This is a genomic window from Streptomyces sp. NPDC025618 (assembly GCF_055558795.1).
Map to the genome: position 1 here is coordinate 23,650 of NZ_JBVHLW010000018.1, position 11,926 is coordinate 35,575.

The 11,926-nt window shown below is 70.9% G+C and carries 9 protein-coding genes and 1 tRNA gene; 8 read left to right on the plus strand and 2 right to left on the minus strand.

Features of this window, described 5'->3' with window-relative positions; translation table 11 throughout:
- Positions 1 to 112: 112 nt before the first annotated feature.
- Positions 113 to 727 (minus strand): hypothetical protein, encoded by a 615-nt coding sequence (locus ACZ4A5_RS17220; RefSeq protein ID WP_467583898.1) that lies wholly within the window; start codon positions 725 to 727, stop codon positions 113 to 115.
- 248 nt (positions 728 to 975) lie between these two features.
- Between ACZ4A5_RS17220 and ACZ4A5_RS17225 the strand changes: the two genes are divergently transcribed.
- Positions 976 to 2,292, plus strand: a complete 1,317-nt coding sequence (locus tag ACZ4A5_RS17225) for a tyrosine-type recombinase/integrase (protein WP_467583901.1) — start codon at positions 976 to 978, stop codon at positions 2,290 to 2,292.
- Positions 2,293 to 2,433: 141 nt separating this feature from the next.
- On the opposite strand, the gene ACZ4A5_RS17230 is transcribed toward ACZ4A5_RS17225, so the two are convergent.
- Positions 2,434 to 2,505, minus strand: a tRNA-Arg gene (locus ACZ4A5_RS17230).
- Positions 2,506 to 2,614: 109 nt separating this feature from the next.
- Between ACZ4A5_RS17230 and ACZ4A5_RS17235 the strand changes: the two genes are divergently transcribed.
- From ACZ4A5_RS17235 to rho, 7 genes are all read left to right on the plus strand, one after another.
- Entirely contained in the window at positions 2,615 to 3,154 is a 540-nt protein-coding gene (locus ACZ4A5_RS17235) for a response regulator (protein ID WP_467583904.1), read from the plus strand.
- A gap of 119 nt (positions 3,155 to 3,273) precedes the next feature.
- Positions 3,274 to 4,095 (plus strand): ArgS-related anticodon-binding protein NrtL, encoded by an 822-nt coding sequence (gene nrtL, locus ACZ4A5_RS17240; RefSeq protein WP_467583907.1) that lies wholly within the window; start codon positions 3,274 to 3,276, stop codon positions 4,093 to 4,095.
- Positions 4,096 to 4,108: 13 nt separating this feature from the next.
- Positions 4,109 to 5,500: a diaminopimelate decarboxylase gene (gene lysA / locus ACZ4A5_RS17245; protein WP_467583909.1), complete on the plus strand. Its 1,392-nt coding sequence runs from the start codon at positions 4,109 to 4,111 to the stop codon at positions 5,498 to 5,500.
- Positions 5,501 to 5,639: 139 nt separating this feature from the next.
- A complete protein-coding gene (locus ACZ4A5_RS17250) occupies positions 5,640 to 6,932 on the plus strand; it encodes a homoserine dehydrogenase (protein ID WP_467583911.1) in 1,293 nt (430 codons plus the stop codon).
- A gap of 16 nt (positions 6,933 to 6,948) precedes the next feature.
- On the plus strand, positions 6,949 to 8,040 hold the full coding sequence (thrC, locus tag ACZ4A5_RS17255) for a threonine synthase (protein ID WP_467583914.1): 1,092 nt from the start codon (positions 6,949 to 6,951) through the stop codon (positions 8,038 to 8,040).
- A gap of 274 nt (positions 8,041 to 8,314) precedes the next feature.
- The gene (gene thrB / locus ACZ4A5_RS17260; RefSeq protein WP_467583916.1) at positions 8,315 to 9,229 is read left to right on the plus strand and encodes a homoserine kinase; all 915 of its coding nucleotides are present in this window, start codon (positions 8,315 to 8,317) and stop codon (positions 9,227 to 9,229) included.
- A gap of 418 nt (positions 9,230 to 9,647) precedes the next feature.
- Complete coding sequence (gene rho, locus ACZ4A5_RS17265) at positions 9,648 to 11,717, plus strand: transcription termination factor Rho (protein WP_467583919.1); 2,070 nt, start codon at positions 9,648 to 9,650, stop codon at positions 11,715 to 11,717.
- Positions 11,718 to 11,926: the final 209 nt, after the last annotated feature.

An 11,926-nucleotide genomic window follows, 5' to 3' on the forward strand; every position in this document is an offset into this window, starting at 1 on the left:
CATCAATGAAGATGTCGCAGCCCACCTGGACCCGGACAGCCCGGACAGCTTCGGTTTCGGCTGTACGGGCTGTTCCCGCAGGTCACTGGCCCAACCGGACAGCTGGGACACCTCACTGCGACGGTAGGAACCCCGGCTTTGCCCGCCCAAGATCTTGAAGGTGTGCCAGGTAGTCCTGTGCTGCCGGCTCGCTGCTGTAGCGGTCCCGGACCACGGCTGCGAGTTCGCGGCTGGTCATGATGAGCGAAGGAACGGACTGCCTGTCCCCTTGCAGCGCGCGTTCACCGTGCTGCAGAGCCTGGTCAAGGTCTCCCGCACGCGCTGCGGTCACTCCGAGAGTGACCCGCGCTTCCGCGTTTCGCATGGGTTTGCGTTCGGTCCCGTCGAAGTCGGTTCCGGCACGGAGCACTTCGTTGGCGAGCGTGTGGGCGAGCCTGTCCTCGCCGACGAGTCTGTAGCAGTCCATGGCGTAGAAGTCGAACTTCGCAGGGTCTACGACGAAGTGGTGATCGACGTTCTCCGGGTGAGGCATCCCTTCGAGCATCCGCCGGCCCCGGTCGAGCGCGACCTCAACTTGCCGTCGGTCTCCAAGGCGGGCCCACGCCTTGGCCTCCTGCGCGGCGAGCTGTACAGCAACGCTGTGGTGCGGAGCCTGCTCTATCCCGGCTTGCGCTGCGGCGATGACGCCGCGGTAATCGCCCGTGGTGAGCGAGAACCACGCACGCATTTCGTGCCCCCAGCCTGCGACCTCCGCGTGATCCGCTTCAGTGGCTAAAGACACGGCGGCGCGACGGGCAGATTCAGCCAGACCCCGGGCGCCTGCCACGAGGGCGCCCGTCCGGGAGCGAGGAATCGATCAGCGCATTCTCCACCGACGTACGGGTCTGGAAAGTCAGCCAGGTGAAGAGCAAGAAAGCGCCCTACCAGCTTCGTTGGAAGGTCGCAGGCCGCGTGAAGACGGCCAGCTTCGCCACTGTGGCGCTCGCCGAGAGCCGCCGCTCGGAGCTCTGGCAGGCGATGCGCAAAGGCGAGGCATTCGATGTCGAGACCGGTCTGCCCGAATCCGAACTCCGGGCGGCCGCAGCGAAAGAGAGCACCAGGCCCGATCCCTCGTGGTGGGACTTCAGCCGTGAGTACATGGCGAGCCGTTGGTCGACGGCGGCCGCCAAGACCCGCGAGGGGCTCGCTGACAGCCTGGCCACGGTGGCGCTCGCCATGATGGAGGAAGGGAAGAAGGCGCCCACGCGGGAGGAGGCGCGGCTGGCGGTGCGCTGGGCGGTCGTGCCTGCGCACAAAGGAGAGGAACCTCCTCCCGAAATCGCGGACGCCTGCCAGTGGCTCCAGCGCCGTTCGTTACGCCTGTCGGCTCTCACCGACCCGAAAGTCGCGCGGGATGTCCTTTACCGCCTTTCGTTCAAGCTGGACGACACCCCGGCGGCGGGGGAGACCTACAAGCGCCGTCGCCGCGGCTTCAACACGGCCATGGAGTACGCGATCGAATGCGGGTATCTGGAAGAGAATCCGCTGGCGGGGGTGAAGCGAACCGGGTCCACTCGTGGCGATGCGGTGGACCCCCGGGTCCTGGTCAATTCCGTTCAGGGTTCCCAACTCCTGGTCGCCGTCTCGTACATCGGATCTCTCCACCGCAACCGAGGGCGCCGGCTGGTCGCCTTCTTCGCCTGCCAGCTCTACGCGGCGATGCGGCCCGCCGAAGCGGTCGGCCTTCGGAAGAAGGACTGCTACCTCCCCGAGAAGGGGTGGGGGACTCTCACCCTTCGGGAGACCCGGCCGGTGTCCGGCAAGAAGTGGACCAACTCCGGTAAGCGCCACGACAAGCGGGGGCTCAAGTCCCGCGAAATCAAGGCGGACCGACCGGTGCCCATTCCGCCGGTACTGGTCGCGATGCTCCGCGACCACTTGGAGGAGTTCGGCACGGCGAAGGACGGCCGGGTCTTCGCGAACGAGCGCGGGGAGGTTCTCGGCACGTCCAGTTACTGGCGGGTGTGGCAGGAGGCGCGCCCGATCGCTCTCCCGCCGGAGAAGGTGGACTCCCCACTCGCGCACCGCCCTTACGACCTGCGGCACACGTGCATCACCAACTGGCTGAACGCGGGTGTCCCCGTCGCCGAGGTGGCCCGTCGCGCGGGGAACTCGCCGGAGGTCATCCACCGCCGCTACGAGGGCTGCATCGACGGCCACGAGGAGGTGAACAACAAAAAGATCGATCAGGCGATGGGGTGGGACGAGGAGCCTGAGGCGGACGAGAACGGCAGCGCCTCCACCGGATCCTGACCCGGCCGGATTCTCACGCGCCACTCACGCGCCACCAGTGATGGACAACGACAAAGAGCCGGACCCAGTGGGACTGGGTCCGGCTCTCGATGTCCGGCACTTCGGCAGGTCAGCCGCCTCGCGGCGCTGGCTGAAGCGAAGTGCCCCCGGCAGGATTCGAACCTGCGCACACGGCTCCGGAGGCCGTTGCTCTATCCCCTGAGCTACGGGGGCGTGTCCGCCGCTTTTCGCGGCGACGGGAAGAACATTACCAGCTCCGGACGGGTGTCCCGCAACGTCGTTGGAGGTGGGGGCGAGGGGCGGTCGCCCGCACGGGGTGGAAGTGGGGAAAACCCGGACGCAGCGTGGCGGTCGCGCTTACTCTCGGGTTGTGCCTGGCTTGTCCGGCCGGGTCCTTGTCGTCGACGACAACAAGGTCATCCGGCAGCTGATCAGGGTCAACCTCGAGCTGGAGGGCTTCGAGTTCGTGACCGCGGCCGATGGTGCCGAGTGCCTGGAGATCGTGCACCGCGTGCGTCCCGACGTCGTGACCCTGGATGTCGTCATGCCCCGCCTCGACGGGCTGCTGACGGCCGCGCGGCTGCGGGCCGACGCCCGGACCCGGGACATACCGATCGCGATCATCAGCGCCTGCACCCAGCCGGAGGTCGACAGCGGGCGTTCCGCCGGGGTCGACGCGTTCTTGGCGAAGCCCTTCGAGCCGACGGAGATGGTCCGGCTCGTTCGGCGGCTGGTGCGGCACCGCAAGGGAGAGGGCGATGACGGGTTGCCGGGGGCCCCGGCCCCCGGGGACACGGGTTCCCTCCACAACGGGCGGCGGCGCGCGCCCACATCGGCCACATCGAGACCGTCCGGCGACTGAAGGAACGACTGAGGAACGACCGGGGAAGCGGCCCGGAGGACCGCCGCGTGAAGACGCCGCGTCCCACCTTCTGAAACCTGTTCGCCGAGCCTCCCCCCTTCTCGCCTAGGCTTGGCCCCGTGACCCCCGCCGAGCTCTCCCGCACCGTTCTGCACACGGTGCGTCGTGCCGTCGAGGCCGATGAGCTGAGCGCCGTCGTGCCCGACCGGGTCACCGTGCGGGTCCCGCCCCGGCCGGGCCGCGGGGACTACGCCACCAATGTCGCCCTGCGGATCGCCCAGCAGAGCGGCCGCCCCGCCCCCGAGATCGCCGAGGTGCTGCGGCGCAGGCTCGCCGCCGAACCCGGCATCGCCCGGGTCGACATCGCCGGACCGGGCTTCCTCAACATCACTCTTGAGGGCGCTTCCCACGTCCGCCTCGTACGGGAGGTGCTCGACGGGGGAGCGGGCGGGGCACCGCGGGTCCTGCCCGAGCCGCCGCCCGAACTCGTCCGCGGACTCGGCGCCGACGCCGCCCGCTGGAGCCTCCTCTGCCCCCCGGGCCTCGACCGCGACCTGCTGCTCGTGCAGCGCGAGAGCAACCCCCTCTTCCGCGTCCGGTACGCCCACGCCCGCACCCGGGCCCTGCTGCGCAACGCCCATGACCTGGGCTTCGGCCCCGAGCCGGGAGAGATGCCGGACGAGAGCGCGGCTGCCGTGCTCGCCGCCCTCGGCGACCATCCCCGCGTGAGCGCCACCCGCGCCCCCGACCGGCTCGCCCGCCACCTCGAACGTCTCGCCGACGCCTTCCTCCGCTGGCAGGCGGCGTGTCCCACGCTGCCGCGCGGTGACGAGAAACCCTTGGCCGTCCACCGCGCCCGACTGGCCCTCGCCGAGGCCACGGGCAAGGTGCTGGCCGACGGCCTCCACCAGCTCGGCATCACCGCACCCGCACACCTCTGAGGAGATCAGAGCCATGAGCCGTTCCGCACACCCCGCCGGGCCCCGCTACGCCGATGTGCTGCCTGAGGGCCACTACGCCGCGCCGCCCACCGATCTCAACGCCCTGGACCCGCGCGTGTGGGCCCGTAACGTCACGCGGGACGCCGACGGCGTGGCCACCGTCGGCGGGATCAAGGTCACCGAGCTCGCCGAGGAGTTCGGGACACCCGCCTACTTCCTCGACGAGGACGACTTCCGGGCGCGCTGCCGCGCCTGGCGCGACGCCTTCGGCACCGAGGCGGACGTCTTCTACGCGGGCAAGGCGTTCCTCTCCCGCGCCGTCGTGCGCTGGCTGCACGAGGAGGGGCTCAACCTCGACGTCTGCTCCGCCGGCGAGCTGGCCACCGCCCTCGACGCGGGGATGCCGGCCGAGCGCATCGCGCTGCACGGCAACAACAAGTCCACCGAGGAGATCACCCGCGCCGTCGAGGCCGGGGTGGGCCGGATCGTCCTGGACTCCTTCCAGGAGATCGTCCGTGTCGCGCACATCGCCGAGCGGCTCGGCAAGCGCCAGCGCGTCCAGATCCGGGTGACCGTCGGCGTCGAGGCGCACACGCACGAATTCATCGCGACCGCCCACGAGGACCAGAAGTTCGGGCTCGCGCTCGCCGGGGGACAGGCCGCCGAGGCCGTCCGCCGCGCGCTCAAGCTGGACGGCCTGGAGCTCGTCGGCATCCACTCCCACATCGGCTCGCAGATCTTCGACACCTCGGGCTTCGAGGTGGCCGCGCACCGCGTCGTGGGTCTGCTCAAGGACGTCCGCGACGAGCACGGCGTCGAGCTGCCCGAGATCGACCTCGGCGGCGGCCTCGGCATCGCCTACACCTCCGAGGACGACCCGCGCGAGCCGCACGAGATCGCCAGGGCGCTCCGCGACATCGTCACCCGCGAGTGCGCGGCCGCCGGGCTCGCCGTGCCGCGGCTGTCCGTGGAGCCGGGCCGCGCCATCGCCGGGCCGCCGTCCTTCACGCTCTACGAGGTCGGCACGGTCAAGGAACTGCCGGGCCTGCGCACGTACGTGAGCGTGGACGGCGGCATGTCGGACAACATCCGCACCGCGCTCTACGACGCCGAGTACAGCGTCGCGCTGGTCTCCCGGGCCTCCACCGCCGAGCCGATGCTCTCCCGCGTCGTCGGCAAGCACTGCGAGTCCGGCGACATCATCGTGCGCGACGCCTTCCTCCCCGGTGACCTGGCCCCCGGCGACCTGCTCGCCGTGCCCGCGACCGGCGCCTACTGCCGCTCGATGGCCAGCAACTACAACCACGCGCTGCGCCCGCCGGTCGTCGCGGTCAAGGACGGCACGGCGCGCGTGATCGTCCGGCGGGAGACGGAAGAGGACCTCTTCCGGCTCGACGTCGGCTGACTGGGGCAGCGGATTCCAGGTAAAAACGGAAGTAAAGATCTCGGATACTGGACGGGGGAGGGAATCCCCCGTCCGGTGAGTGAGACTGGTGACCACCGAAGATGTACCGGGTTGAAGACGAGTGAGAAGCAGGGGTCGGATGATGCGTACGCGTCCGCTGAAAGTGGCGCTGCTGGGCTGTGGAGTGGTCGGCTCAGAGGTGGCGCGCATCATGACGACGCACGCGGACGACCTCACGGCGCGCATCGGCGCGCCCGTCGAGCTCGCGGGCATCGCCGTGCGCCGTCCGGGCCGGGTGCGCGCGGGGGTGCCGGAGGAGCTGATCACCACCGACGCCACCGCGCTCGTCAAGCGCGGTGACATCGACGTGGTCGTCGAGGTCATCGGCGGCATCGAGCCGGCCCGCACCCTGATCACCACCGCCTTCGAGCACGGCGCGAGCGTCGTGTCCGCCAACAAGGCGCTGCTCGCCGGGGACGGCGCGGCGCTGCACGCCGCGGCCGAGGCCCGGGGCGCGGACCTCTACTACGAGGCGGCCGTGGCCGGTGCCATCCCGCTCGTACGGCCGCTGCGCGAGTCCCTCGCGGGCGACAAGGTCAACCGCGTGCTCGGCATCGTCAACGGCACGACCAACTTCATCCTCGACAAGATGGACACCAGCGGCGCGGGCTACTCCGAGGCGCTGGACGAGGCCACCGCGCTCGGGTACGCGGAGGCCGACCCGACCGCCGACGTCGAGGGCTTCGACGCCGCCGCGAAGGCCGCGATCCTGGCCGGGATCGCGTTCCACACCCGCGTGCGCCTCGACGACGTCTATCGCGAGGGCATGACGGAGGTCACCGCCGCGGACTTCGCGTCCGCGAAGCAGATGGGCTGCACCATCAAGCTGCTCGCCATCTGCGAGCGCGCCGCCGACGGCAAGTCCGTCACCGCCCGCGTGCACCCGGCGATGATCCCGCTGAGCCACCCGCTGGCGTCGGTGCGCGAGGCGTACAACGCGGTGTTCGTGGAGGCCGAGGCGGCCGGTCAGCTGATGTTCTACGGGCCCGGCGCCGGCGGCTCGCCGACCGCGTCCGCGGTCCTCGGCGACCTCGTCGCCGTGTGCCGCAACAAGGTCGCGGAGACCACCGGCCCCGGCGAATCCGCTTACACCCGGCTGCCCGTGAGCCCGATGGGCGATGTGGTCACGCGCTACCACATCAGCCTCGACGTGGCCGACAAGCCCGGTGTCCTGGCGCAGGTCGCCACGGTCTTCGCCGGGCACGACGTGTCGATCGACACGGTCCGCCAGACGGGCAAGGACGGCGAGGCGTCCCTCGTCGTCGTGACGCACCGGGCCCCCGACGCCGCCCTCTCGGCGACCGTCGAGGCGCTGCGCAAGCTGGACACGGTCCGCGGTGTCGCGAGCATCATGCGGGTCGAAGGCGAATAAGGGGAGCAACGAAGCAATGTCTGCCAACAACGGTCCGCGGAGGACCTCCGGCACCCATCAGTGGCGCGGCATCATCGAGGAGTACCGCGACCGGCTCCCCGTCTCGGCCGACACGCCCGTCGTCACCCTGCGCGAGGGTGGCACGCCGCTCGTCCCCGCCCAGGTGCTCTCGGAGCGCACCGGGTGTGACGTCCATCTCAAGGTCGAGGGCGCCAACCCCACCGGGTCCTTCAAGGACCGCGGGATGACCATGGCCATCACCCGGGCCAAGGAGGAGGGCGCCAAGGCCGTCATCTGCGCCTCCACCGGCAACACCTCCGCCTCGGCCGCCGCCTACGCCGTGCGCGCCGGGATGGTCTGCGCCGTCCTGGTGCCGCAGGGCAAGATCGCGCTGGGCAAGATGGGCCAGGCGCTGGTGCACGGCGCGCGCATCCTCCAGGTCGACGGCAATTTCGACGACTGCCTGACGCTGGCGCGCGGGCTGTCCGAGAAGTACCCCGTCGCACTCGTCAACTCCGTGAACCCGGTGCGGATCGAGGGCCAGAAGACCGCCGCCTTCGAGATCGTGGACGCGCTCGGCGACGCGCCCGACATCCACGTCCTGCCGGTCGGCAACGCGGGCAACATCACGGCCTACTGGCGGGGTTACCGCGAGTACGCCACGGACGGGATCGCCGCCCGCAGGCCCCGGATGTGGGGCTTCCAGGCGTCCGGTTCCGCGCCCATCGTGCGCGGCGAGCCGGTCAAGGACCCGCACACCATCGCCACCGCGATCCGCATCGGCAACCCCGCCTCGTGGCAGTTCGCCGAGCAGGCGCGCGACGAATCGGGCGGCCTCATCGACGAGGTGACCGACCGACAGATCCTGGCCGCCTACCGCCTGTTGGCCTCGCAGGAGGGCGTCTTCGTCGAGCCGGCCTCGGCGGCGAGCGTCGCCGGTCTGCTCAAGGCCGCCGAAGCGGGCCTGGTGGACCCCGGTCAGCGCATCGTCTGCACGGTCACCGGCAACGGCCTCAAGGACCCCGACTGGGCGGTGGCGGGCGCCCCGCAGCCGTCCACCGTGCCGGTGGACGCGGACGCCGCCGCCGAACGCCTCGGCCTGGCCTGACGTCACGGTCCGCGGCCCGGCCCCGGATCGCCCCCCGTTTGTTCCTCCGTGCCGCCGGACGGGCCGGATTGACCGGATTCCTTCATTCCGGGAAAACCCGTCCGGCGTGGGCGACGCGCCTCCCATGCCCTATGTCGCCGCTGAACCTTCCTTCGATAGGCTGTAACCACTCCGCCCCGTCGCAGACCCCCGCCGTCACCGCGCGGCATCTCGTCGCGGCCCTTGCGGACGTTGCACGCCCTACCGAGGCCACACCAAGGAGAGTCATCGAGCGATGGCCGGTCCCGCCTTCCGCGCCGCCGCTGTCCGCGTGCGCACCCCCGCCACCAGCGCGAACCTCGGCCCCGGCTTCGACGCCCTGGGCCTGTCGCTGGGGCTCTACGACGACGTCGTGGTCCGGGTGGCCGAATCCGGGCTGCATATCGACATCGCGGGCGAGGGCGCCGAGAGCCTCCCGCGCGACGAGAGCCACCTGCTCGTGCGGTCCCTGCGCACCGCCTTCGACCTGCTCGGCGGCCAGCCGCGCGGCCTGGAGGTCGTCTGTGCCAACAGGATCCCGCACGGCCGGGGCCTGGGCTCGTCGTCCGCCGCCATCTGCGCGGGCATAGTCGCCGCCCGCGCCGTGACGATAGGCGGGGCCGAGAAGCTCGACGACGCGGCGCTGCTGGAGCTCGCCACGGAGATCGAGGGCCACCCGGACAACGTCGCGGCCTGCCTGCTCGGCGGATTCACCCTGGCGTGGATGGAGTCGGGCGTGGCACGGGCCATTCGGATGGACCCCTCGGATTCCATCGTTCCGGTGGTCTTCGTCCCGGCGAGGCCCGTACTGACCGAGACCGCGCGCGGGCTGCTGCCGCGGAGCGTCCCCCATGTGGACGCCGCGGCCAACGCCGGGCGCGCGGCGCTGCTCGTCGAGGCGCTGACCAGGCGCCCCGAGCTGCTGCTCGCGGCCACCGAGGACCGGCTCCACCAGGAGTACCGGGCCCCGGCGATGCCCGAGAGCGTGGCCCTGGTCAACCGACTGCGCGCGGACGGCGTCCCCGCGGTCATCTCCGGCGCGGGCCCCACGGTGCTCGCGCTGGCCGAGAACGGTGCGGCCGCCCAGGTCGCACGACTGGCGGGTGAGGGGTGGGCGGCCAACCGGCTGGCCCTCGACGCCGGGGGGACGAGTGTGCTTCCGCTCGCCTGACCAGCGCGGAGCCTGGCACGACCCGGGACCCGCGAAAAATAGCGGTTGCCGGTCTTTGAGAGGGGGAATGTTTGTGGGATCCGGTAGTGTTAACCTCAAGTCTGCACTCGAAGCCACATCGGCTCGGTGCTCTGTGTCCCGATCAGGGACCGCTTTTCTTCCGGGAGCCTCCCAAACTGCCTGAGCAGCCTGCCTGAGCAGCTTCGAGCACGCTCCGGAATCGGCGTGGGTGACATGAGTGAAGTTGAAGCGTCGTGTCTTCACCTCATTTCTTCACGCCGGAACCAATGAACTGATTCTTCCGCCGTACCGGCGGACCACCGCCCCGGCCCGGTCCGCACAGCCAGACCGCAGCCGGACAGCACAACCGGTCGCCGAGCCAGACAGGCCGACGCCCGCTCCAGGGAAGGACCCCTTCGTGAGCGACACCACCGATCTGATGGGCGTGACCGCCTCCGGCACTGCCAGCAGTGCCGCCGGCAATGCCGCCGCGCCCGCCACGGACGCTCCCGCCGCGCCTGCCACCGGTGCTGCCACTGCCCCCAAGCGGCGACGCTCGGGCACGGGCCTCGACGCCATGGTGCTGGCGGAGCTCCAGCAGCTCGCCTCCGGCCTCGGCATCAAGGGCACCGCGCGGATGCGCAAAGGCCAGCTGATCGAGGTCATCAAGGAGAAGCAGGCCGGCTCCGCCGCGCCCGCCAAGGCCACGGCCGCCGAGCCCGCCAAGGCGGCGTCCGACACCGAGACCAAGCCCAAGCGCCGCGCCACCTCCAAGGCGCGTACGGGTGAGTCGGCCGCGGCCGACAAGGCCGAGAAGCCCGCCGAGAAGGCCGCCACGCAGCAGCAGATCGAGATTCCCGGTCAGCCGAGCAGCGATGAGCAGCCGGCCGGCGAGCGCCGCCGCCGTCGGGCTACCGCGCCCTCGGGCAGCCCCGAGCAGGCCGTCGAGGCCAAGGACGGGGCGCGCGCCGACGAGCGGGCCGAGGCCGCGGCGGACACCGCCGAGGGCAAGGCCGTCAAGGCCGGCGAGCGCGGCGACCGCGGCCAGAAGAGCGAGCGCCGTGACCGCGGCGAGCGCGGCCAGCGGGGCGAGCGCGGAGACCGTGGCGAGCGCGGTGAGCGCGGCGACCGCGACCGCCGTGGCAACCGCGGCGAGGACGCCGGCCAGCAGGGCGGCAACCGCCAGCAGCGCGACAACCGTGGCGCGCCGCAGGGCCCCCAGGGCGGCCCGCAGGACGAGGACGACTTCGAGGGTGGCCGCCGCGGCCGCCGCGGCCGCTACCGCGACCGCCGTGGCCGCCGTGGCCGCGACGACTTCGGCAACGAGCCGCAGGTCTCGGACGACGACGTCCTGATCCCCGTCGCGGGCATCCTGGACATCCTCGACAACTACGCCTTCATCCGGACCTCCGGCTACCTCCCCGGTCCGAACGACGTCTACGTCTCCCTCGCCCAGGTCCGCAAGAACGGCCTGCGCAAGGGTGACCACGTCACCGGCGCGGTGCGGCAGCCGAAGGACGGCGAGCGGCGCGAGAAGTTCAACGCCCTTGTCCGGCTGGACTCGGTGAACGGCATGGCGCCCGAAACCGGGCGCGGTCGGCCGGAGTTCAACAAGCTCACCCCGCTCTACCCGCAGGACCGCCTGCGGTTGGAGACCGACCCGGGTGTGCTGACGACCCGGATCGTCGACCTGGTCGCGCCGATCGGCAAGGGCCAGCGCGGTCTGATCGTGGCCCCGCCGAAGACCGGCAAGACCATGATCATGCAGGCGATCGCCAACGCGATCACCGTCAACAACCCCGAGTGCCACCTGATGGTCGTCCTGGTCGACGAGCGTCCGGAAGAGGTCACCGACATGCAGCGGTCGGTCAAGGGCGAGGTCATCTCCTCGACCTTCGACCGCCCGGCCGAGGACCACACCACCGTCGCCGAGCTGGCCATCGAGCGCGCCAAGCGCCTCGTGGAGCTGGGTCACGACGTGGTCGTCCTGCTGGACTCGATCACCCGTCTGGGCCGCGCCTACAACCTGGCCGCCCCGGCCTCGGGCCGCATCCTCTCCGGTGGTGTCGACTCGACCGCGCTCTACCCGCCGAAGAAGTTCTTCGGCGCGGCGCGCAACATCGAGGACGGCGGCTCGCTGACCATCCTGGCCACCGCGCTCGTCGAGACCGGCTCGCGCATGGACGAGGTGATCTTCGAGGAGTTCAAGGGCACCGGCAACATGGAGCTCAAGCTCGACCGGAAGCTCGCCGACAAGCGCATCTTCCCGGCCGTCGACGTGGATGCCTCCGGCACCCGCAAGGAGGAGATCCTCCTGGGCGGCGAGGAGCTGGCCATCGTCTGGAAGCTCCGCCGGGTGCTGCACGCGCTCGACTCGCAGCAGGCCATCGAGCTGCTTCTCGACAAGATGAAGCAGACGAAGTCCAACGCCGAGTTCCTGATGCAGATCGCGAAGACCACGCCCTCCTCGGGCAACGGCAACGACTGATCGCGGCATTCGAAGGCACGGGCCCTCCCCGCCACCCGGCGGGGAGGGCCCGTGCCTTTCGTTATCCCCTTGTGATCTTCTGAGATCTGCGTCACGGGACCGCCGCTCGGACCTGGCCGGAACCGGGCCCCCGCGAATGACCGAAACCGCAGGTGGCAGTAGGCGAAGGGGATGGGTGTAGGGGCCACTGGTCTGAGCTTTTCTAAGAA